General features: G+C 73.1%; 18 protein-coding genes and 3 pseudogenes. 15 read left to right on the top strand and 6 right to left on the bottom strand.

Features of this window, described 5'->3' with window-relative positions; genetic code table 11:
* Positions 1-82: 82 nt before the first annotated feature.
* From QNO07_RS20540 to QNO07_RS20515, 6 genes are all read left to right on the top strand, one after another.
* Positions 83-1,003, top strand: coding sequence for a hypothetical protein (locus tag QNO07_RS20540; RefSeq protein WP_283993675.1), 921 nt, complete (start codon positions 83-85; stop codon positions 1,001-1,003).
* Positions 1,004-1,243: 240 nt separating this feature from the next.
* A complete protein-coding gene (gene hutU / locus QNO07_RS20535) occupies positions 1,244-2,908 on the top strand; it encodes a urocanate hydratase (RefSeq protein WP_283993674.1) in 1,665 nt (554 codons plus the stop codon).
* Between the two features lie 95 nt (positions 2,909-3,003).
* A complete protein-coding gene (locus QNO07_RS20530; protein ID WP_283993703.1) occupies positions 3,004-4,227 on the top strand; it encodes an allantoate amidohydrolase in 1,224 nt (407 codons plus the stop codon).
* On the top strand, positions 4,224-5,573 hold the full coding sequence (locus QNO07_RS20525; protein ID WP_283993702.1) for a formimidoylglutamate deiminase: 1,350 nt from the start codon (positions 4,224-4,226) through the stop codon (positions 5,571-5,573). The genes QNO07_RS20530 and QNO07_RS20525 overlap by 4 nt, the downstream gene beginning before the upstream one ends.
* A 116-nt stretch (positions 5,574-5,689) precedes the next feature.
* Positions 5,690-6,868, top strand: coding sequence for an imidazolonepropionase (gene hutI / locus QNO07_RS20520; protein ID WP_283993673.1), 1,179 nt, complete (start codon positions 5,690-5,692; stop codon positions 6,866-6,868).
* A gap of 232 nt (positions 6,869-7,100) precedes the next feature.
* On the top strand, positions 7,101-7,823 hold the full coding sequence (locus tag QNO07_RS20515; protein ID WP_283993672.1) for a TIGR03086 family metal-binding protein: 723 nt from the start codon (positions 7,101-7,103) through the stop codon (positions 7,821-7,823).
* Between the two features lie 159 nt (positions 7,824-7,982).
* Here the strand turns inward: QNO07_RS20515 and QNO07_RS20510 are convergent, their stop codons facing one another.
* Entirely contained in the window at positions 7,983-8,969 is a 987-nt protein-coding gene (locus tag QNO07_RS20510; RefSeq protein ID WP_283993671.1) for an RNA polymerase sigma factor SigF, read from the bottom strand.
* A gap of 253 nt (positions 8,970-9,222) precedes the next feature.
* On the opposite strand from QNO07_RS20510, the gene QNO07_RS20505 reads away from it, so the two are divergent.
* Together QNO07_RS20505 and QNO07_RS20500 are read left to right on the top strand one after the other, a co-directional pair.
* Positions 9,223-9,606, top strand: a complete 384-nt coding sequence (locus QNO07_RS20505) for an STAS domain-containing protein (protein ID WP_283993670.1) — start codon at positions 9,223-9,225, stop codon at positions 9,604-9,606.
* Between the two features lie 158 nt (positions 9,607-9,764).
* The gene (locus QNO07_RS20500; RefSeq protein WP_283993669.1) at positions 9,765-10,271 is read left to right on the top strand and encodes an ATP-binding protein; all 507 of its coding nucleotides are present in this window, start codon (positions 9,765-9,767) and stop codon (positions 10,269-10,271) included.
* 61 nt (positions 10,272-10,332) lie between these two features.
* Here the strand turns inward: QNO07_RS20500 and QNO07_RS20495 are convergent, their stop codons facing one another.
* Entirely contained in the window at positions 10,333-11,319 is a 987-nt protein-coding gene (locus tag QNO07_RS20495) for an alpha/beta hydrolase fold domain-containing protein (protein WP_283993668.1), read from the bottom strand.
* A gap of 146 nt (positions 11,320-11,465) precedes the next feature.
* Entirely contained in the window at positions 11,466-12,965 is a 1,500-nt protein-coding gene (locus QNO07_RS20490) for a peptide MFS transporter (RefSeq protein WP_283993667.1), read from the bottom strand.
* 348 nt (positions 12,966-13,313) lie between these two features.
* Here QNO07_RS20490 and QNO07_RS20485 point away from each other — a divergent pair, with 348 nt between their 5' ends.
* The 3 genes and pseudogenes from QNO07_RS20485 to QNO07_RS20480 all read left to right on the top strand — a co-directional run.
* A complete protein-coding gene (locus QNO07_RS20485; RefSeq protein WP_283993666.1) occupies positions 13,314-13,991 on the top strand; it encodes a response regulator transcription factor in 678 nt (225 codons plus the stop codon).
* Positions 13,992-14,081: 90 nt separating this feature from the next.
* Positions 14,082-14,285: pseudogene (locus tag QNO07_RS27740) on the top strand (two-component sensor histidine kinase); the annotation flags it as partial.
* A 24-nt stretch (positions 14,286-14,309) separates the two neighbouring features.
* Positions 14,310-15,257 (top strand): annotated as a pseudogene (locus QNO07_RS20480) (sensor histidine kinase); the annotation flags it as partial.
* Here the strand turns inward: QNO07_RS20480 and QNO07_RS20475 are convergent.
* Positions 15,189-15,704: a GtrA family protein gene (locus QNO07_RS20475; protein ID WP_283993664.1), complete on the bottom strand. Its 516-nt coding sequence runs from the start codon at positions 15,702-15,704 to the stop codon at positions 15,189-15,191. The pseudogene QNO07_RS20480 and the gene QNO07_RS20475 overlap by 69 nt on opposite strands.
* A 69-nt stretch (positions 15,705-15,773) precedes the next feature.
* Here QNO07_RS20475 and QNO07_RS20470 point away from each other — a divergent pair, with 69 nt between their 5' ends.
* From QNO07_RS20470 to QNO07_RS20460, 3 genes are read left to right on the top strand one after another with little or no spacing between them, the layout of a single operon-like run.
* A complete protein-coding gene (locus tag QNO07_RS20470) occupies positions 15,774-16,913 on the top strand; it encodes a 5-(carboxyamino)imidazole ribonucleotide synthase (protein WP_283993663.1) in 1,140 nt (379 codons plus the stop codon).
* Positions 16,910-17,443, top strand: a complete 534-nt coding sequence (gene purE, locus QNO07_RS20465; RefSeq protein WP_283993662.1) for a 5-(carboxyamino)imidazole ribonucleotide mutase — start codon at positions 16,910-16,912, stop codon at positions 17,441-17,443. Before QNO07_RS20470 ends, purE begins: the two co-directional genes overlap by 4 nt.
* 26 nt (positions 17,444-17,469) lie before the next feature.
* The gene (locus tag QNO07_RS20460; protein ID WP_283993661.1) at positions 17,470-18,699 is read left to right on the top strand and encodes a dipeptidase; all 1,230 of its coding nucleotides are present in this window, start codon (positions 17,470-17,472) and stop codon (positions 18,697-18,699) included.
* On the opposite strand, the pseudogene QNO07_RS20455 reads toward QNO07_RS20460, so the two are convergent.
* Positions 18,674-19,050: pseudogene (locus tag QNO07_RS20455) on the bottom strand (helix-turn-helix domain-containing protein); the annotation flags it as partial. The gene QNO07_RS20460 and the pseudogene QNO07_RS20455 sit on opposite strands and share 26 nt — an antisense overlap.
* 794 nt (positions 19,051-19,844) lie before the next feature.
* On the opposite strand from QNO07_RS20455, the gene QNO07_RS20450 reads away from it, so the two are divergent.
* Complete coding sequence (locus tag QNO07_RS20450) at positions 19,845-20,252, top strand: hypothetical protein (RefSeq protein ID WP_283993660.1); 408 nt, start codon at positions 19,845-19,847, stop codon at positions 20,250-20,252.
* Between the two features lie 107 nt (positions 20,253-20,359).
* Here the strand turns inward: QNO07_RS20450 and QNO07_RS20445 are convergent, their stop codons facing one another.
* Positions 20,360-21,409: a multicopper oxidase domain-containing protein gene (locus QNO07_RS20445; RefSeq protein WP_283993659.1), complete on the bottom strand. Its 1,050-nt coding sequence runs from the start codon at positions 21,407-21,409 to the stop codon at positions 20,360-20,362.
* Positions 21,410-21,439: the final 30 nt, after the last annotated feature.

Raw genomic sequence — 21,439 nt, 5'->3', positions numbered from 1 at the left:
AATTTCTGAGATGGTCGAGAGGTGCCGCCAGGAAAGCTGCGGTAGGAATTCAGGGGGCCGTTTCCGAATGGGGAGTACGTCAGTGAGCGCCATATCCCTCACCCTGCTGGTTGCTGCGGGCGTCGCGGCGACCCTCGGCGGGGCTGCACTGCACACCGCCCGCGGGCTGCGCCGCGAGGTCATAGGGCTCCGCGAGGAGTTGGCCGCCGCCGGTGCCGCCGCGGTACCCGCTGCGCGGCGTACCCCCGTGGTGGAGGACGTCCGGGCTGCGGTGGCTGATGCGCTCGCCGAAGAGCGGGAGCGCGAGCTGGCCGAGGCCAGGGCGTTCTGGGCTGCCCAGGAGGCGCGCGAGAGCGACCTCATGGACGCCGGTCCGCTGCTCGCGACCGGCGGCGCTGAGTTCGCGGAGTACGGCGACTTCGGCGAGCGCGCAGAGCGCGGCGAGGGGGTCGATCCGTCGGACGAGCACGCGGTCGGTGCCGTGGACGCCGCTCTGCTCGAAGCCCTGCTGGACGAGGCGCGCGAAGGGCAGGCGTATCTGCCGCGCCAGTCCGCCCGCGACGCGGCGGAGGCGGCGGCACCCGCCGAAGCGGGGGCGGAGGCGGCGGAACGGGCGGCGGCCCGTCGCCGGCACCCGTCCGACCCGCACTTCTCGCTCTCGGGCGAGCCCACTGCGCCCGACCGTGACGGCACGGACGCAGCGGCCGACGACGAGCGGACCATGCTGCGGCTCGCCGAGCTGGCGGAGGCGCGCACCGAACTGGCCGACGTCCGACCGGGTCCGCTTGGCACGCTCGACGTCTACGTCTTCACCGACGGCACGACCGTCTGCATGTCCCCGGGGCACCGGGAGACGGCTGAGCGCCTCGCGCAGGCCCTGCGAGCGGGTGACGCGCCGTACCTGCTCGGCGGGTCCGGGGTGTCGGGGGCGTTCGCGCTCACCTTCGCCTACGGCGACGAGTCCGTCTACGTGCTCGCGGACCGCGTGATCGCCTCGCTGTAGTCCAGTCGCATTCCCCTCTCCGGCCTCCCGGCCGCCGTCCCGTGCGGCGACCGGGAGGCCGGAGGCGTTGTGCCCGCAGCCCCGCAGCCCCGCAGCCCCGCAGCCCCGCAGCCCCGCAGCCCCGCAGCCCCGTCACTCTCGTCGCCCGATCACCCCGCCACGCCCTGTTGACTAGTTCTATTCAATCCATAGAGTGGGTGAATAGTTTGATCCGGTGCGAGTGAGAGGGAGGTACGGCCGATGTCGGGACCGCGACCGGTACGGGCGGCACGAGGCACGGAACTGAGCGCTCTGGGGTGGCAGCAGGAGGCAGCCCTGCGCATGTTGCAGAACAACCTCGACCCCGAGGTCGCCGAGCACCCCGACAAGCTGGTCGTCTACGGCGGCACCGGCAAGGCCGCCCGGGACTGGCGGTCCTTCGACGCCATGGTCCGCACGCTGCGCACGCTCAAGGCGGACGAGACGATGCTCGTCCAGTCCGGCCGTCCGGTCGGCGTCATGACGACGCACGAGTGGGCGCCGCGGGTGCTGCTGGCCAACTCGAACCTGGTCGGGGACTGGGCCAACTGGGAGGAGTTCCGCCGTCTGGAGCAGCTCGGCCTGACCATGTACGGCCAGATGACGGCCGGTTCGTGGATCTACATCGGCACCCAGGGCATCCTGCAGGGCACCTACGAGACGTTCGCCGCCGTCGCCGCCAAGCGGTTCGGCGGCTCACTGGCCGGCACGATCACCCTCACCGCGGGTCTCGGCGGCATGGGCGGCGCGCAGCCGCTCGCGGTGACGATGAACGACGGCGTCGCGCTGTGCGTCGACTGCGACCCCCGGGCCATCGAGCGCCGCATCGAGCACGGCTACCTCGACGTGCGTGCCGACTCGCTGCCGCAGGCGCTGGAACTGGTCACCGCCGCCCGCGACCAGCGCCGTCCGCTCTCCGTGGGCCTGCTGGGCAACGCCGCCGAGCTGCTGCCCGAACTGCTCGCGGCGGGCGCCCCGATCGACATCGTCACCGACCAGACCAGCGCCCACGACCCGCTCAGCTACCTGCCGGTGGGTGTGGACTTCGCCGACATGGCCGCCTACGCGGCGGAGAAGCCGGCCGACTTCACCCAGCGCGCCCGGGAGTCGATGGCCCGTCACGTGGAGGCGATGGTCGGCTTCCAGGACGCCGGCGCCGAGGTCTTCGACTACGGCAACTCCATCCGCGGTGAGGCGCAGCTCGCCGGTTACGGACGGGCCTTCGACTTCCCCGGGTTCGTGCCCGCCTACATCCGGCCGCTGTTCGCGGAGGGCCGGGGCCCGTTCCGCTGGGCCGCGCTGAGCGGCGACCCCAAGGACATCGCCGCCACCGACCGGGCCGTGCTCGACCTGTTCCCGCAGAACGAGTCGCTGGCCCGGTGGATCAAGCTGGCCGGCGAGCGCGTCAGCTACCAGGGGCTGCCGGCCCGGATCTGCTGGCTGGGCTACGGCGAACGCGACAAGGCCGGTGAGCGCTTCAACGACATGGTGGCGAGCGGTGAGCTGAGCGCGCCGCTGGCCATCGGCCGGGACCACCTGGACTGCGGCTCGGTCGCCTCGCCCTACCGCGAGACCGAGGCCATGCTCGACGGGTCGGACGCCATCGCCGACTGGCCGCTGCTCAACGCGATGGTCAACGTGGCCTCCGGCGCGTCCTGGGTGTCGGTGCACCACGGCGGCGGCGTCGGCATGGGCCGCTCGCTGCACGCCGGGCAGGTGTGCGTCGCGGACGGCACCGCGCTGGCCGGGGAGAAGCTGCGCCGGGTGCTCACCAACGACCCCGGCATGGGTGTCATCCGGCATGTGGACGCCGGGTACGAGCGGGCCGACGAGGTCGCCGCCGAGCGCGGCGTGCGCGTCCCGATGCGCGAGGAGGACCCGGCGTGAGCAGCGACCAGTCGGCACGCGGCCCCCGACCGGACGAGAACGGTGCGTCCCCCGAGCGGGGAGAGCAGACCCGGCCGGGTGCGTCCTTCCACGAGATGTGGCGCGACCTGGCGGGGATCGGCCGGGACGCCTCCACCGGCGGCTACCGCCGGCACGCGTGGACCGGGGCCGACGAGGACTGCCGGCAGTGGTTCCGTGCCCAGGCGCTGAGCCGCGGCCTGGACTACGAGACCGACCGCAACGGCAACCAGTGGGCGTGGCTGGGGGACCGCACCGCGCCGGACGCGGTCGTCACCGGTTCGCACCTGGACTCGGTGCCCGACGGCGGCGCGTTCGACGGGCCGCTCGGCGTGGTCTCCTCGTTCGCCGCACTGGACGAGCTGCACCGCCGCTCGGCGACGCCCCGCAGGCCGCTGGCCGTGGTGAACTTCGGCGACGAGGAGGGCGCCCGCTTCGGCCTGGCCTGCACCGGGTCCAGGCTGTCCGCCGGGCAGCTGACCGTGGACCGGGCGCACCGCCTGCGGGACGCCGACGGCACCACCATGGCCCGGGCCATGGAACGCGCCGGTCACGACCCGGACGCCATCGGCCCGGACCCCGAGCGCCTGAACCGCGTCGGGGCGTTCGTGGAGCTGCACATCGAGCAGGGCCGGGCCCTCGCCGACACCGCGCACGCGGTGGGTGTCGCCTCCGCCATCTGGCCGCACGGCCGCTGGCGGTTCGACTTCCACGGGGAGGCCAACCACGCCGGGACCACCCGGCTCGCGGACCGCCGCGACCCGATGCTGGCGTACGCGCAGACCGTGCTCGCCGCCCGGGAGCAGGCCGCCGCGGCGGGCGCGCTGGCCACGTTCGGCAAGGTCGCGGTCGATCCGGGCGGCGTCAACGCCATCGCCTCGCGGGTCCGCGGCTGGCTCGACTCGCGCGCACCGGACGAGGCGACGCTTGCCGCCGTCGTCGAGGGTGTCGAGCGGGCCGCCGCCGCGCGGGCCGAGGCCGACGGGGTCAAGGTGGACGTGACCCGGGAGTCCTTCACGCCGGTCGTGGAGTTCACCCACACCCTGCGCGACCGCATCACCGGCCACCTCGCGCAGCGCCTCGCCTCGCGGCCCGGCAGCCCGTCCGGACCGGTGCCCGTGCTGCCCACGGGCGCGGGGCACGACGCGGGCATCCTGTCCGCGCTGGTGCCCACCGCGATGCTGTTCGTGCGCAATCCCACGGGTGTCTCGCACTCACCCGCCGAGACCGCCGCCGAGGACGACTGCCTCGCCGGTGTGACCGCGCTCGCCGACGTACTGGAGGACCTGGCGTGCAGCTGACCGCGGAGCCCGGTAGCGGCCCGGTGTACTGGGCGGAGCACGCCTGGTTGAACGGAACCGTCGAGCCCGGCGTCACCCTGGAGACGGCCGGCGGCCGCCTCACCGCGGTGCGCGGCGGCACGCAGGCGCCGCAGGGTGCCGAGGTGCTGCGCGGACTCACCCTGCCCGGCCTGGCCAACGCCCACAGCCACGCCTTCCACCGGGCGCTGCGCGGCACGGTGCAGGTCGGCTCGGGGACCTTCTGGACGTGGCGGGAGGTGATGTACCGCGTCGCGGGCCGGCTCACCCCGGACAGCTACCTGGCGCTGGCCCGCGCGGCGTACGCCGAGATGGCGCTGGCGGGCATCACCTGCGTGGGCGAGTTCCACTACCTGCACCACACGCCCGGCGGCACGCCCTACGACGACCCCAACGCCATGGGCCGCGCGCTGGTCGAGGCGGCGGCGCAGGCCGGAATCCGGCTGACGCTGCTCGACACCTGCTACCTGTCGTCCGGGTTCGGGGCCGCGCCCGACCGGCACCAGCTGCGCTTCCACGACGGCACCGCCGAGCGTTGGGCCGAACGGGTGACGGAACTGCGCCCGGACGCCACCACCCGGATCGGCGCCGCGATCCACTCGGTGCGGGCCGTGCCCGCCGGAGCGCTGGGCATGGTCGCCGCCTGGGCCGAGGGCCACAGCGCCCCACTGCACGTGCACCTGTCCGAGCAGCCCGCCGAGAACGACGCCTGCCGGTCCGTGCACGGCTGCACCCCGACCCGCCTCCTCGCCGACAACGGCGTGCTCGGCGAGGGCACCACCGCCGTGCACGCCACCCACCTCACCGACGAGGACGTCGCGCTGCTCGGCGGCACCGGTACCGGCGTGTGCATGTGCCCCACCACCGAACGCGACCTGGCCGACGGCATCGGCCCGGCCGCCGCCGTGCAGCGCGCCGGCAGCCCGCTGTCGCTGGGCAGCGACAGCCACGCCGTCGTCGACCTCCTGGAGGAGGCGCGGGCGATGGAGCTGGACGAGCGGCTGCGCACCCGCACCCGCGGGCACTGGACGGCGTCCCAGCTCCTGCGGGCGGCCTCCGAGGACGGCCACGCCGCGCTGGGCTGGCCGGAGGCCGGGCGGCTGGAGGCGGGCTCGCTCGCCGACTTCACCACCGTCGCCCTGGACAGCGTGCGCACGGCCGGGCCGCTGCCCCGGCTGGCGGCGGAGGCGGTGGTGTTCGCGGCGACCGCCGCCGACGTGCGGCACACCGTGGTCGGCGGCCGTCACGTGGTGCGCGACGGCGTGCACCTGCTCGTCCCCGACGTGCCCGCCGCGCTCGCCGAAGCGGTGGCCGCCGTCACCCACTGACCGCGGGCCCGCCCCGCCCGCCCCCACCGCGGCCCGGGCCGCCCACCCGGGCCGCCCACCGGGGCCCGCCCACCCGGGCCGACCATCCGTCCGTCCCCTGACCCGCAGGGAGCCCCATGTCCGCGTCCACCGTCATCCACCGCATCGGCACGCTGGTCACCAACGACCCGGCGCTCGGCGACGGGCCGCTCGGCCAGGTGCCGGACGCGGCCCTGGTCATCGAGGACGGCCACGTGGTGTGGGCCGGGCCCTCCGGCCGGGCACCGGCCGCCGACACGGCCCACGACGCGGCCGGCCGGGCGGTGGTCCCCGGCTTCGTCGACTCCCACTCCCACCTGGTGTTCGCGGGCGACCGCACCGAGGAGTTCAACGCGCGCATGTCCGGGCGCGCCTACTCCGCGGGCGGTATCCGCACCACGGTGGCCGCCACCCGCGAGGCCACCGACGAGCAGCTCGCCGCGAACCTGGTGAGGTACCTCACCGAGATGCGCCTCCAGGGCACCACCACCGTGGAGACCAAGTCCGGCTACGGGCTCACCACCGAGCAGGAGGCGCGGGCGCTGCGCATCGCCGCCGCGCACACCGACGAGGTCACCTACCTGGGCGCGCACATCGTCGCCCCCGAGTACGCCGACGACCCGGCCGGCTACGTCGGGCTGCTCACCGGCGAGATGCTCGACGCCTGCGCGCCGCACGCCCGCTGGGTGGACGTGTTCTGCGAGCGGGGTGCGTTCGACGCCGACCAGGCGCGGGCCGTGCTGACCGCCGGGATGGCCCGGGGGCTGGTGCCGCGCGTGCACGCCAACCAGCTCACCGAGGGTCCGGGCGTGCAGCTCGCCGTGGAGCTGGAGGCGGCCTCCGCCGACCACTGCACGCACCTCACCGACGCCGACGTGGCCGCGCTGGCCTCGGGTCGGACGGTGGCGACGCTGCTGCCGGGCTGCGAGTTCTCCACCCGGGCCGTGTACCCGGACGCCCGGCGCCTGCTCGACGCGGGCGTCACGGTGGCGCTGTCCACCGACTGCAACCCCGGTTCCTCCTTCACCAGCTCCATGCCGTTCTGCGTCGCCGTCGCCGTCCGCGAGATGGGCATGACACCCGACGAGGCGCTGTGGTCGGCGACGGCCGGGGGCGCCGCCGCGTTGCGGCGCGACGACGTCGGCCGGCTGTCGCCGGGTGCCCGCGCCGACGTGGTGCTGCTGGACGCCCCCAGCCACGTCCACCTGGCCTACCGGCCGGGTGTGCCGCTGGTCTCCGAGGTCTGGCACCGCGGGGAGCGGGTCCGCCGCCGATGAGTTCGCGGCGCTGCCGGGGTCCGTACCACCGACAGCGGCCGACGACCCGCGGAGCGTGACGAGATGAGCGAGCTACACCCGGCCGGTAGGCCAGGTGGACGGGGCGGCTCAGCCCCAGCCCCAGCCCCAGCCCCAGCCCCAGCCCCAGCCCCAGCCCCAGCCCCTGGCCGGACCGGGCGGCGGCCGGGGCCGCGCCCGCCGGTGGACCGGCGCGCGGCCGGGTGACGGCCGGGTGACGGCCGGACCGCCGGGCGGCGGCAGCCGGCCGCAGCCCGGCCCGCAGCAGGGCGCGGAGCTGCTGGAACGGGCGGTGGCCTACGCCCTGGGCGCGGTCGCCCGGGTCAGCCCGCCTGTGCCTCATGCGCCCCTGCCTCATGCGCCCCTGCCTCACGTGCCCGTGCCGCTGTCCCGGCCGACGCCGTGCCAAGGCTGGGACCTGGGCATGCTGCTGCGGCACCTGAACGAGTCGGTCGCGGCGCTGGACGAGGGCGCCCGGCAGCTCCGGGTGGGGCTGCGGCCCGGCCCCGAGGAGGCCGCGCAGGCCGCCGACCCGGCGGCGGCGTTCCGGGCGGCTGCGGCCCGGCTGCTGGGCGCCTGGACGGCGGCCGGACCGGGGACGCCGCCGCTCGCGGTGGGCGGGTGCCCGATGGCCGCCGGGCTGGTCGCGGCGGCCGGCGCCCTGGAGATCGCGGTGCACGGCTGGGACGTGCACCGCGCCTGCGGGGTCACGGGTGCGGCGGGCGCGGTCCCGACGCGGCTCGCGGCGGAGCTGCTGGCGCTGGCCCCGGTCCTGGTCCCGCCGTCCGTCCGGCGCGGCGACCTGTTCGGGCCGCCGGTCCCGGTGCCGTCCTCGGCCGGCCCCTCGGAGCGCCTGGTCGCCCTCCTGGGCCGCGCCCCCGGCCCCTGCCGCCCCGAACCCCCGGCCTCGTCCTGCGGGCCGCCGCAGGCGCCCTGACGGCCTGCGCCGACGGCCGGCAGCAGCCGTCCCGCCACCCGCGGCGTGCACCCCCGCCGGAACGGCCGCAGGGCCGCCCCGGTACGGCGACCGGGACGGCCCTGCGGCCCGCGCGGAGCGCAGGCGTGGCACGTGGGGCGCGGGCGTGACGTGCGGAGGTCACTCCTCGACGAGCAGGCCCTTGCGGAGCTTGGTGAGCGTGCGCGAGAGCAGCCGGGAGACGTGCATCTGCGAGATGCCCAGCTCCTCGCCGATCTCGGACTGCGTCATGTTCGCCACGAAGCGCAGCGAGAGGATGTGGCGGTCGCGCTGCGGCAGCTCGGCGATGAGCGGCTTGAGCGACTCGATGTACTCGATGCCCTCCAGGCCGTGGTCCTCGTAGCCGATCCGGTCGGCGAGCGCGCCCTCGGAGTCGTCCTCCTCGGGCTGGGCGTCCAGCGAGCTGGCCGTGTAGGCGTTGCTCGCGGTCATGCCCTCGACGACCTCCTCGCGGGTGATGTCCAGCCGCTCGGCGAGTTCGGCCACGGTGGGCGCGCGGTCCAGCTGCTGCGCCAGCTCGTCACCGGCCTTCGCCAGGTCCAGCCGCAGTTCCTGCAGCCGCCGCGGCACCCGCACCGACCAGGAGGTGTCGCGGAAGAAGCGCTTGATCTCGCCCACGATGGTCGGCATCGCGAAGGTGGGGAACTCCACGCCGCGGTCCGGCTCGAACCGGTCGATGGCCTTGATCAGGCCGATCGTGCCGACCTGGACGATGTCCTCCATCGGCTCGCTGCGGGAACGGAACCGCGAGGCCGCGAACTTCACCAGGGCGAGGTTCAGCTCGACCAGGGTGTTGCGGACGTAGGAGTGGCTGTGGGTTCCCTCGTCCAGCGAGGCGAGCCGCTCGAACAGCGACTTCGACATCGCCCGGGCGTCCAGCGGCCCCACCTCGCCGAACGGCGTGCCCTCGGCCGGCTTGTCGAGGTGTGGACCCTCGACGGCCGGGGTACCGGGCGGTTCGGCGAACTCGCCGGAGTCGACAGGCTCGACGGGCTCAGCGAAGGGTGGGGTTGTCGACGACGCGGCCGATGCGGTCTCATGGGCTGCGACGGCGACTGCCGGGGCAGCATGCGGTTCGGTACGCGGCTCGTCGAGCTGGGGTGACATGGGTGTCCTCCGTGGTTCTCGGCATTCAGGCTGCCGAAGCCGTGCGTGCACTTGCGGGTGCGGCGCCTCCAGGGCCGACGCATGGGCAAACTCTTTACGTTTACTAGGCCTACCTGCTCACGACGGGGCATGGCAAGTGCGCTATGTCCGGATTATGTGCATTGGCAGAGATGTTCGGGTACCCCGGGTGACGGTCAAGGCGTAAGGTTTAGCCGCTGAACAACCGAGCGTTACCCCAGCAGAAAGGGTGCACATGGACCGCGGGATGCCCGGCAGCACGAGCCACCGGGGCCGGCTGACGGTTGACGTGCGCCGTGAGGGCGCAAGTGCAGTGCTCACCCCGGACGGCGAGCTCGACCACCACACCGCCGAGGTGCTGCGCGAGCCGCTGGAACAGGCTCTGGCCAGCGGCTGCGGCCGACTGGTCGTGGACTGCTCGCGGTTGGAGTTCTGCGACTCCACCGGGCTGAACGTGCTGCTCGGTGCCCGGCTCAAGGCGGAAGCCGCCGGCGGTGGAGTGCACCTCGCGAACATGCAGCCGGTGGTCGCGCGTGTGCTGGAGATCACCGGAGCCGGTGCGGTGTTCACACTGCACGAAACGCTGGCGGACGCCCTCGCCGGCTCGTCCGACTCGTAATCCAAGCGTTATGCGTCTTACAGAGGTCCGGACGAATCCGTGGGTGTCTTCACGGCTCGCCCGGGCAGGAGACCACTGGAATCTGTCAACTGCTCGTACCCCGCACACCTGCGGGAGTGGCGACATACGACCCGGTGAACCGGCGAGGTGAAGCATTGATGAGCACCACCCGGCCGTCCCCGGCGGGCGATCGCGGCCCGGAACCGGTTCAGGGGACGGGAGCCCCCGGCGCACCGGAAGGCCAGGTGCGCGAACTGCGCCAGGTCCGCCGCCTCCGCCTTGTCGGGGCGGGCGGCGCCGTCCAGCGTTCGCGTGACTTCGCCCGCCAGGCCCTCCACGACTGGGGATGGCTGCCCGCCTCCTCGGCCGAGCAGCGCGCGGCGGCCGAGGACGTCCTCCTGGTCGTGTCCGAGCTGGTGACCAACGCCTGCCTGCACGCGACGGCCCCCGAGGAACTGCGGGTGGGCTCCGGCCCCAAGTTGTTCCGCGTGGAGGTCGTCGACCCGGGCAGCGGCCAGCCGGCACCCCGCACCCCGCACCGCCCCGGCCGGCCCGGCGGGCACGGCATGTTCATCGTGCAGCGGCTGTGTCTGGACTGGGGCGTGGTGCCCCACCCGGACGGCAGCGGCAAGACGGTGTGGGCGGAGCTGGCCGGACCGGCCTGACCCGTCCGTCCGCCCGCGACCGGCTGCGGAGGCCGGCTGCGGGCGTCGCACCCGGGTCGCCTCAGACGTGCGGGCGGGTGAGGGGGTGCGCCGGGAGTTCTGGGGGTTCTGGGAGCCCGGGGAGCACGTCGTCCGGCCGGTGCGCAGGCTCGCCCGCCGGGCGGTCGGTTGTCGCGGTCACGGCGCCCAGCCAGGCCAGTACCGTCTCGGCGACCCCGGGGGAGTCCAGCAGCGCCACGCCGTGAGCGTCCCCCGGCAGCACCCGGACGGTGACGCCCGGCCGGACCACCGCCAGCGTGCGGGAGTGCGCCGCCGGGACGAAGTCGCCCGCCGAGTGCAGCAGCAGCATCGGCACACCGCCCGCAGCCGTCGACGGCCGGGCCACCGCGCTGTCCCGCCAGCGCTGTCGGCACGGTGGGTCGTGCGGTACGGGCCGGCAACCCAGCAGGCGCTCCGCAGCCGCCCCCAGCAGCCGCTGCCGCCGGTCCGCCCCGGGACGCCCCGCGTCCCGCCACGCCCGGTGGGGCGAGAGCACGGGGGAGAGGCCGACCACACCCCGCACCGGATGTGCGCCGCCGTCCGTCCCCAGGTCCGCCGCCAGGTGGCCGCCCGCGGAGGAGCCCACGAGGGCGATCCGGTCCGGGTCGAGGCCGATCCGGTCCGCGTGCCGCACCCCCCAGGCCAGAGCCGCCCGCACGTCGGTGCGCTGCGCCGGCCAGTGCGCCCGCCCGGACAGCGTGTAGCCGGCGTCCAGCACCACGAAGCCGCGGGCGGCGAACTGCTCGGGCCGGGTGAGCCAGCCGGTGCGGTGCGCCCAGTAGCCGCCGTGCAGCAGCAGGACCCCGGGGCGTGCCCGATCGGCGCCGGACGGCGGTCGGTGCACGGTGAGGTGCCGGTCCGGGCCGGGGCCGTAGGCGACCGTCACCGGCGGCGGCGCGGCGGCGGCCGGTGGGGCGGGGGAGCGGGGCGTGCCGGTGTGCACGGCGGCCCAGGTGGTGCCGAGCACCAGCGCCGTGCCGAGGGCCACCCCCGCCACCGCGGTACGCACCCGCTCATCGTCACCCGCGGCCCACCGCGCCGCACCCGGGCACGGGACGGGCGCGGCCCGGGCACGCGGGGCCCGGATGTGCGGGCAGCCCCGGAACCGTCCTGCGTGGTTCCGGGGCTGCTCGGTCCGGCCGGGAGCCGTCCGGGTCAGTTCACGTCGCCCATCAGACCGCGCATGCGCCGTGCGCCGGTGAGGAAGGCGAGACCCGCGGCCACCGCGACGACCGCCCACATCGAGTAGTAGGCGGCGTCGCCCAGCGGCGCGTTGAGGCGGGTCGCCCAGCCGTTGAGCGCGTTGCCGGTGGCGACGGCGAGGAACCACAGGCCCATGATCTGGCTGACGAACTGCTTGGGCGCCAGCTTGGTCGACAGCGACAGGCCGACCGGCGACAGGCACATCTCGCCGACCGTCTGCACCAGGTAGACGCCCAGCAGCCACAGCACGGTGACCTGCCCGGTGTCGCTGGCCGCCGCTGCCGCCCCGGCCAGGCCCATCAGGCCGAACGAGCCGCCGATGAGCAGCATGGCCAGGCCGAACTTCACCGGGGTGCTGGGCTCGCGCCGACGCTGGGCCAGCCTCACCCACAGCGCGGCGAACAGCGGCGCCAGGATGATCACGTAGGCCGGGTTGACCGACTGCAGCCAGGACGCGGGGAACTCCCAGCCGCCGATGCCGCGGTCGGTCTTCTCCTTGGCGAAGATGTTGAGCAGCGAGCCCGACTGGTCGTAGATCATCCAGAACAGCACGGCGGTGACGAAGAACCACATGAAGGCGACGACCTTCGGGCGCTCCTCGGCCGTCAGCTGCGGGCTGCGGAACATCATCGTGAAGTAGCCGACGGGTACGAGCACGCCCAGCACGGCCAGCACGTTGACCAGGTGTTCCATGTCGAAGGTGCCCAGCGCCACGTCGAGCAGCAGCGCCGCGGCGGCCACGCCCGTCCACAGCAGCACCCGGCGCAGCGCGGTGCGCCGCTCGGCGGGGGAGGCCGGGTCGGCGGGGCGGTTGCCCGCGTCGCCGAGGTGGCGGCTGCCCAGGACGTACTGGACGACTGCGAGGGTCATGCCGACGCCCGCCACGGCGAAGCCGAGGTGCCAGTCGACGTTCTCGCCGAGGTAGCCGACGACCAGCGGCGCGGCGAGCGCGCCGATGTTGATCGCCATGTAGAAGAGCGTGAAGCCGGCGTCGCGCCGGGCGCTGGACTGGCCCGCGTAGAGGTGGCCGACCATCGCGGAGATGTTGGGCTTCAGCAGGCCGGTGCCGACGGCGATGAGGCCCAGGCCGACGAAGAACACCGCCGGATGGGGGATCGCCAGGGTGAAGTGGCCGGCGGCGATGACGATTCCGCCGACCAGGACGGCCTTGCGGGCGCCCCACAGCCGGTCGGCGACCCAGCCGCCGGGCATGGCGGCCATGTAGACGACGGCGTTGTACACGCCGTAGATCGCCACCGCGGTGGCCTCGTCGATGCCGAGTCCGCCGTCGGTGACCGCGGTGTACAGGTAGAGGACGAGCAGGGCCCGCATCCCGTACCAGGAGAAGCGTTCCCACATCTCCGTCATGAAGAGCGTGGCCATACCGCGGGGGTGGCCGAAGAAGGTCTTGCCGCCGTGCGGGGCGGCGTCCTTCGTCGCGCTGGACGCCATGGGTTGATCCTTGCTGCTTCGCCGGCGCGCACCGACGGGTGGGGGCGGGTGCGCCCGGACGGGGGGTGGCACGGGCCCGGGGGCGGCCCGCACAGGAAAGGGACCCCTGCCGCTGGCTGCGGACCGGGACCCCATGGGCTCCCACCAAGGGAAGCCTTGCTCACCATACGTCACGTCGAGGTGCCTCAAAACAGGGAATGAGGCGTGAATCACAGGTAAAGAGGTCTTCAATCAAAGGTAATGCAGGTAAAGAACTCGATTGATCATGGTCATGCATGATCGTGTGTGACGTTGCGTAGCTGTGGCGCTGCGGTCCCCCGGTAGGCGCGGGCGGTCTACCATCGGCCCATGACCCGAGTACTGCTCGCCGAGGATGACGCGTCCATCTCGGAGCCGCTCGCCCGCGCACTGCGCCGCGAGGGGTACGAGGTCGAGGTGCGTGAGGACGGCCCGTCCGCGCTCGACGCCGGCCTGCACAAGGACATCGACCTGGTGGTGCTCGACCTCGGGCTGCCCGGCATGGACGGCCTGGAGGTGTGCCGGCGGCTCCGCAACGAGGGGTTCGGCTTCCCCGTCCTCGTCCTCACCGCCCGCGCCGACGAGGTGGACACCGTCGTCGGGCTCGACGCGGGTGCCGACGACTACGTCACCAAGCCGTTCCGGCTCGCCGAGCTGCTCGCCCGGGTCCGGGCCCTGCTGCGGCGCGGCAGCACCGAACCCGCCCAGCCGCCCGCCACCCACGGCGTGCGCATCGACGTCGAGTCGCACCGCGCCTGGATGGGCGAGGAGGAGCTACAGCTCACCGCGAAGGAGTTCGACCTGCTGCGGGTGCTCGTCCGCGACGCCGGCCGCGTCGTCACCCGCGACCAGCTGATGCGGGAGGTCTGGGACACCACCTGGTGGTCCTCCACCAAGACACTCGACATGCACATCTCCTGGCTGCGCAAGAAGCTCGGGGACGACGCCGCCAACCCCCGGTTCATCGCCACCGTGCGCGGCGTCGGCTTCCGCTTCGAGAAGAACTGACCGAACCGCCCCATGCGCCGCCGCCTGATCAACTCCACGCTGGCCGTGGTGCTCGTCGTCATCGCCGTCTTCGGCCTCTCCCTGGTCATCGTGGAGGCGCAGGCCATCGAGAAGAGCGCCCACGAGTCCACCCGGTCCGAGGCCGCCCGCATCGTCGCGGTCGTCGAGGCCCGGCTCGCCGCCGGGGAGACGGTCTCCGCCGGGACGCTGCGCAGCGCCGCGCCCGCCGACCGGTACGTCACCGTCTCGCTGCCCGGGCAGCGCACCTTCGCCCTCGGGGAGAAACCCGGTGACGGCTACATCGAGGGCCGCGCCACCGGCACCGACGGCGAACGGGTCGTCGTCCAGCAGTCCCGCAGCGTGGTCAGCGACGAGGTCGGCCGCATCCTGGTCATCATCCTCGTCCTCGCCCTGGTCACCGTGATCGCCGCCGCCGTGCTGGCCGTCCGGCAGGCCCGCAGGGTCGCCACCCCGCTCACCGACCTCGCCGAGACCGCCGAACGCCTCGGCTCCGGCGACCCCAGGCCCCGGCACCGCCGCTACGGCGTGCCCGAACTGGACCGGGTCGCCGACGTGCTCGACGCCAGCGCCGAACGCATCGCCCGCATGATCACCGCCGAGCGCCGCCTCGCCGCCGACGCCTCCCACCAGCTCCGCACCCCGCTCACCGCGCTGTCGATGCGGCTGGAGGAGATCGTGGAGACCGCCGACACCGACCCCGAGACGGTCAAGGAGGAGGCCGCCATCGCGCTGGCCCAGGTGGAACGGCTCACCGAGGTCGTCGGTCGGCTGCTCACCAACTCCCGCGACGCCCGCTCCGGCTCCGCGGTCGGCTTCGACCTGGACGAGGTCGTGCTCCAGCAGGTCGAGGAGTGGCGGCCCGCCTACCGCGGCGCGGGGCGGGCCATCGTGCACTCCGGCAAGCCGTGCCTGCGTGCCGTCGGCACACCGGGCGCCGTCGCCACCGTGCTGGCCACCCTGGTGGAGAACTCCCTGATGCACGGCGACGGCACCGTGGCCCTGCGCACCCGCGTCGCGGGCAACCAGGTCGTGGTGGAGGTCACCGACGAGGGCCAGGGCGTCTCGCCCGAGCTGGGCTCGCGGGTCTTCGAGCGGACCGTCAGCGGACGCAACTCCACGGGCCTGGGCCTCGCCGTCGCCCGCGACCTCGCCGAGGCCGACGGCGGGCGGCTGGAACTACTTCAGCTGCATCCGCCGGTGTTCGCGCTGTTCCTCAGCCGGGACGTCCAGCCGCCCGCCGACTGAGGCCTCGTCGCGGAACACCCACGTGCGGTACGACCAGAAGCGGAACACCGTGCCCAGGCCCATCCCGACCACGTTCTTCGCGATGTTGTCGGCCAGCGCCGAGGTGTGGCCGAGACCGTAGTGCGACAGGGCCAGCACTCCGTTCTCGATGACCATGCCCACGCCGCTGAACAGCAGGAACAGTGCCGCCTCCCGCCGCACCCGCTTCTTGTCGGCGTCCTGGTACGTCCAGTACCGGTTCCCGACGTAGTTGGTGCAGATCGCCACGGCCGTCGCGATCACACCCGAACGGACCGAGGCCAACTGGAAGACGTTGATGCACAGGTTGAACACGAGCACGTTGACCAGGAAGCCCACGGCCCCCACCGTGCCGAACTTGCTCGCCTCCCGCGTCAGCCGCCTCAGTCTGGAGCGCAGCGAGCGCTCTTCCCCGGTAGTGATCTCCATCGCCCCGTTCGGTCGGTCTTTCCCCCTCCCTCCAGCTAACCACGTCACTCCGCCGCGTACCCTGGGAGCGTGACGTTCCCGGTAGTCGGCATGGTCGGCGGCGGTCAGCTCGCCCGCATGACCCACGAGGCGGGCATCCCCCTCGGCCTGAAATTCAAGCTCCTCAGCGACACCCCGCAGGACTCCGCGGCCCAGGTCGTCGGTGACGTGGTCATCGGCGACTACCGCGACCTGGAGACCCTGCGGGCCTTCGCCCAGGGCTGTGACGTGATCACCTTCGACCACGAGCACGTGCCCACCGAACACCTCCGCGCCCTGGAGGCCGACGGCATCCCCGTCCGCCCCGGCCCCGACGCGCTGGTGCACGCCCAGGACAAGGGCGTGATGCGGGCCAGGCTGGACGCCATCGGCGTGCCCTGCCCCCGCCACCGCATCGTGCGCGACCCGGCCGACGTGGCCGCCTTCGCCGCCGAGGGCGGCGGGTTCCCCGTCGTGCTGAAGACCGTGCGCGGCGGCTACGACGGCAAGGGCGTGTGGGTGGTCCACGACACCGAGGGCGCGGCCGAGCCGTTCCGGGCCGGCGTGCCGGTGCTCGCCGAGGAGAAGGTCGACTTCGTCCGGGAACTGGCCGCCAACGTCGTGCGCTCCCCGCACGGCCAGGCCGTCGCCTACCCCGTCGTGGAGTCCGTGCAGGTGGACGGCGTCTGCGACACCGTCATCGCCCCGGCGCCCGGCCTCAGCCCGCAGCGCTCCGCCGACGCCCAGCAGCTCGCGCTGCGCATCGCCGACGAGCTGGGCGTGGTCGGCCACCTCGCGGTCGAGCTGTTCGAGACCCGCGACGGCCGGACCCTGGTCAACGAGCTGGCGATGCGCCCGCACAACTCCGGGCACTGGACCCAGGACGGCGCGGTCACCTCGCAGTTCGCCAACCACGTCCGGGCCGTGCTCGACCTGCCCCTGGGCGACCCCCGGCCGCGTGCGCCGTGGACGGTGATGGCCAACGTGCTCGGCGGCGACTACCCCGACATGTACGCCGCCTACCTGCACTGCATGGCGCGCGACCCGCAGCTCAAGATCCACATGTACGGCAAGGACGTGAAGCCCGGCCGCAAGGTCGGCCACGTCAACACCTTCGGCGACGACCTGGACGAGGTGCGCGCCCGCGCCCGCCACGCCGCCGACTACCTGCGAGGGACCATCACCGAATGACCGCCGCCTCCTCCAGCCCGCTCGTCGGAATCGTCATGGGCTCCGACTCCGACTGGCCCGTCATGGAGGCCGCCGCCGAGGCCCTTGACGAGTTCGACGTGCCCTACGAGGTGGACGTCGTCTCCGCCCACCGCATGCCGCACGAGATGATCGCCTACGGCGAGCAGGCGGCCTCCCGCGGGCTGCGCGCCGTCATCGCAGGCGCGGGCGGTGCCGCCCACCTGCCCGGCATGCTCGCCTCGGTGACGCCGCTGCCGGTGATCGGCGTGCCCGTCCCGCTGAAGTACCTCGACGGCATGGACTCGCTGCTGTCCATCGTCCAGATGCCGGCCGGGGTGCCCGTCGCCACCGTCTCCATCGGCGGCGCCCGCAACGCGGGCCTGCTCGCAGCCCGCATCCTCGCCGCCCACGACGGCGACCTGCAGGACCGGATGCGGCAGTTCCAGCAGGACCTCAACGACCAGGCCACCGAGAAGGGCCGGCGGCTTCGCAGCCGCACCGACGCCGGCGGCTTCGGCTTCAACAAGTGAGCGGGGGCGCGGTGAGCGGGCGCCCTGTGAGCGGCGAGCACCTGCCGTCCGGCGGCCACCTGGCGCGTGCCCGCGCGCTGCTCGCCGAGCACCCGGTCGTGGACGGCCACAACGACCTGCCATGGGCGCTGCGCGCGCAGGTGCGCTACGACCTCGACCGGCGGGACATCGCCACCGACCAGTCCGCCCACCTGCACACCGACCTGCCCCGGCTGCGGGCCGGCGGCGTCGGCGCCCAGTTCTGGTCCGTCTACGTGCGCAGCGACTACGCCGGCGACACCGCCGTCACCGCCTGCCTGGAGCAGGTCGACGCGGTACGGCAACTGCTCGCCCGCTACCCGGACGACATCCAGGCGGCCACCACCGCCGACGAGATGGAGGCCGCCCGCGACCGGGGCCGGATCGCCTCCCTGATGGGTGCCGAGGGCGGCCACTCCATCGGCAACTCCCTCGGCACGCTGCGCGCGCTCGGCAGGCTCGGCGTGCGGTACATGACACTCACCCACAACGACACCATCGACTGGGCCGACTCCGCGACGGACGACCCCCGGCACGACGGCCTCACCCGCTTCGGCGAGGAGGTCGTGCGGGAGATGAACCGCGTCGGCATGCTGGTGGACCTCTCCCACGTGGCGCCGAGCACCATGCGCGACGCGCTGCGGACCACCGAGGCGCCGGTGGTCTTCTCCCACTCCTCCTCCCGCGCGGTCTGCGACCACCCGCGCAACATCCCCGACGAGGTGCTGGCCCAGCTCCCCGCCAACGGCGGCGTCGCCATGGCCACCTTCGTGCCGAAGTTCATCCTCCCGGCCGCCGTCGAGTGGACCGCCCGGGCCGACGCCAACATGCGCGCCCACGGCCTGCACCCCCTCGACACCACCGGTGACGCCCGCAAGGTGCACGACGCCTTCGAGCGCGACAACCCGCGCCCGATCGCCACGGTCGCCACCGTCGCCGACCACCTCGACCACATGCGCGAGGTCGCCGGCATCGACCACCTGGGTATCGGCGGCGACTTCGACGGCACCGCCTTCCTGCCCGAAGGGCTCGACAGCGTCGCCGGCTACCCGCTGCTCGTCGCCGAACTCCTGCGACGCCGCTGGTCGGAGGCGGACCTGGCGAAGCTCACCTGGCACAACGCGGTCCGCGTGCTGCGCGACGCCGAAGCGGTCGCCCGCGACCTGTGCACCCGCCGCGGCCCGTCCAACGCCACGATCGAGGAACTGGACGGCCCTCTCTTGTGCTTGCCGGAGTAGAAGGGCCGGTCCGCGGCGATGCGGTCGTTTCGGTAGGAGTGTGCCGTCCGGGAGTAGGTGTGCCTCGTCGGCGCGGTGCGGACGGTGTCGGCCAGGGCGGGGCGAGGGCGCCAGGAGGTCGATGACCTCGGTGACGTAGCGGTACGCGGTCGTGGTTCCGACTCCGAACCCGGCCGCGAGCTGGGCGTAGGTGTGTCCCACCCGCAGGTGGGCGAGCGTGAGAAGGGCCTGGCGGCCGGCGCTGAGCCGCCGCCAGCGGGAGCCGAACACCCGGCGGTGCCGTCGCAACTCCTGGGCGAGGAAGCGAAGAGCAGAGCCGGACACGTCGACGCCGGACGGGTAGGCGAGCATGTGAAGCCTCTGGTGGAGACGGTTCTCTTGGTCGAAACCCCATTTACCAGGGGCTTCACCACGTTGTCAGCCCAACCGCCAAGCTGCACCCGCAGGATGGAAAGGCACCGTGTACCATCTGTTGCGCGCTGCAAGTACAACTCGACCACAGCGCGTACACATTGGGGGAAGAAGCTTTTTCAAACGAGCCGTAACAGTTGCTGCCATAGCCACGTCGGCACTCTTGATCGCCGCGCAAACCAGTTGGGCAGAGGGTAGTGAAGGGGAGGGCGTCCACATACGACCAGTATGCGGACGTCCCTCCGCCTTGCGATGCACCGCATCTGACGCCGTGCGCTCCTCCACCAGGGATTGCGGGACAGCCCTTAGTGAGGCGAGGTCGCTAAAGCAGATACCGACAGAAGTCAATGGTGACATCGGCGCCAGTGCGATCATCGACTGCCTGGTGGGTTATGTCTGCTTGTTTGATTCCACGGATTACAAGGTGCCCCGGATGCTGAAGTGGAACGCCAAGGGTGTGAAGAAGCTCGCAGATAGGTCGTTCCGCGATAAGGCTGGCTCGGCGTGCAACAATCGCTTGTCCGGTGGTGGCCGGGCAATCGACCACCGCACACGCATGCCGGATCTTCGGTGCTTTTCGCTGCGGGAAGCTGCTATAAGCTAAACAAGGTGTCGTACCCCTATGGCGGCAACTGGAATAACAAGGCCGATGAACTCAGGGTTCTTTGACATGCTGACGTTCGGTGCCGACTTCGACGGCGCCGCTGAATGAGCGTCATCGAGAAGGAGAAATCATGCGAAGCAAGTTGAGTCTGGCTTTCCTCGTCGCACTCCTGCTCACGGGATGCTCCGCGCCCTGGTCGGCTGAGCCCGAGCCGGAAGCGGTGATTGTGCCTGCCGCCGCGCCTCCGGTCGAGGACAAAGCAGAGTCCCAGCAGAACGCGCGGGAATTCCGCGACGAGGCAGGAAAGTCAGGGGACTCGGCAACGCTCGGCGACGAGGTGAAGGACGTGTACGGAGACTGGGAGAACGGAGGGGACCGGGCCTTCATCTCCACTGGGCTGAAGGACGCGGAGGCCACGAAGGCCAACGGGAAGCGGCTCGCTGACGCGTTCTCCGCGTGGCGGGACTCGGAGAGCGGCAAGGGCAGGGTCATGGTCTACGACGCCGCCGGAGACCTGCTCTACGACGGTGAGTTCTGAAGCGCACACTTCTACCGACGTGCGGTAGCCGCGAGTAGGGTTTCTGCCGCGTGCATTCCGCGGACGTCCGGAGTCCCCGGCCGGGACTCCGGACGTCCGACGTCCGCTCAGCCGTGGTCGTGGTGCCCGGCCGCCGGTGTGGAGGCTGACGCGGGGTCCGCGTCGGCGGGCGGGGTGCCGTGCGGGTGCGGGTCGTGGCCGGGCACGGTCCCGTCGGGGCGGGCGACCAGGAACATGCCGGCCATGCCCATGTCGGAGTGGCTCTGCACATGGCAGTGGTACATCCAGGCCCCGGCGCCCACGCCCTCGCCCGCGATGACCTGGAAGCCGAACGAGTCGGCCGGCCCGGTGATCTTGTTGTCGATCACCCGGCTCGGGTCGTCGGGGCCGGTCAGCAGGCCGGTCCGGTTGTCCGCCCAGCGGTGCCCGTGCATGTGGAACGTGTGGTAGTACTCACCGTGCGTGATCATGACGATCTCCACCCGCTCGCCCACGGTCGCCTTCAGGTCCGGGGCCTGGTGCGCGGGCCGGTTGTTGATGGTCATGTCGTTGAACACCACCGTGTGGGTGCGGTCCGGCAGGACGTCGCCCTCGCGGCGCACCACCAGCGGCCCGTAGAGGCCGTTGCGGATGCCGCCGGTGCCGTGGTCGGTGCCCACCACGTGGTCGTGGTAGTGCCAGTAGCCGGCGCTGCCCGGCTGCCAGGTGCCGTCCTTGCGGCGGCCCGGGGCGTGGGTGCGCCAGGTGTAGGTGCGTCTGCCGCCGGGCGGGACGTGGCTGCGGCTCTGCCGGGTGCCGTCGCTGCTGATCTCGTAGTCCACGCCGTGCACGTGCAGGCTGGCGTCGACGTCCATGGTGTTCTCGAACTCGATGTGCAGGGTGTCGCCCTCGTTGATCTCGATCAGCGGCCCCGGCACGGTCGCCTTGCCCTTCTCCAGCCCGTAGCCCATCCGGCCGCCCGGCAGTCGCTCGGCGAACATCGTGAGGCGCCGGACCCTGCCGCCGGCCGGTGCGGTGCGCACGTCGGCCACCGCTGCCGAACGAGCGGGTGCAGCCGCCGAGACGGAGGCCAGTCCGGCCGCGGCCAGTGCCGTGCCGCCGACGAACGAGCGCCGGTCGACCAGTCGCCTGCCGGTGCCGCCTGCAGCTCTGCCCATAGCCAACTCCCCTTGCTCGCAACGAGATCG

Source organism: Streptomyces sp. 549, assembly GCF_030124175.1.
Classification (GTDB): Bacteria; Actinomycetota; Actinomycetes; order Streptomycetales; family Streptomycetaceae; genus Streptomyces.
This window is presented reverse-complemented; position numbering and strand designations above follow the sequence as displayed.

Bases quoted from the DNA above. Each gene is read 5' to 3' on its own strand.
- hutU (WP_283993674.1), top strand. From the start codon at position 1,244: ATGTCGGGACCGCGACCGGTACGGGCGGCACGAGGCACGGAACTGAGC.
- QNO07_RS20530 (WP_283993703.1), top strand. From the start codon at position 3,004: ATGTGGCGCGACCTGGCGGGGATCGGCCGGGACGCCTCCACCGGCGGC.
- hutI (WP_283993673.1), top strand. From the start codon at position 5,690: ATGTCCGCGTCCACCGTCATCCACCGCATCGGCACGCTGGTCACCAAC.
- QNO07_RS20510 (WP_283993671.1), bottom strand. From the start codon at position 8,969: ATGTCACCCCAGCTCGACGAGCCGCGTACCGAACCGCATGCTGCCCCG.
- QNO07_RS20505 (WP_283993670.1), top strand. From the start codon at position 9,223: ATGGACCGCGGGATGCCCGGCAGCACGAGCCACCGGGGCCGGCTGACG.
- QNO07_RS20500 (WP_283993669.1), top strand. From the start codon at position 9,765: ATGAGCACCACCCGGCCGTCCCCGGCGGGCGATCGCGGCCCGGAACCG.
- QNO07_RS20490 (WP_283993667.1), bottom strand. From the start codon at position 12,965: ATGGCGTCCAGCGCGACGAAGGACGCCGCCCCGCACGGCGGCAAGACC.
- QNO07_RS20485 (WP_283993666.1), top strand. From the start codon at position 13,314: ATGACCCGAGTACTGCTCGCCGAGGATGACGCGTCCATCTCGGAGCCG.
- QNO07_RS20475 (WP_283993664.1), bottom strand. From the start codon at position 15,704: ATGGAGATCACTACCGGGGAAGAGCGCTCGCTGCGCTCCAGACTGAGG.
- purE (WP_283993662.1), top strand. From the start codon at position 16,910: ATGACCGCCGCCTCCTCCAGCCCGCTCGTCGGAATCGTCATGGGCTCC.
- QNO07_RS20450 (WP_283993660.1), top strand. From the start codon at position 19,845: ATGCGAAGCAAGTTGAGTCTGGCTTTCCTCGTCGCACTCCTGCTCACG.
- QNO07_RS20445 (WP_283993659.1), bottom strand. From the start codon at position 21,409: ATGGGCAGAGCTGCAGGCGGCACCGGCAGGCGACTGGTCGACCGGCGC.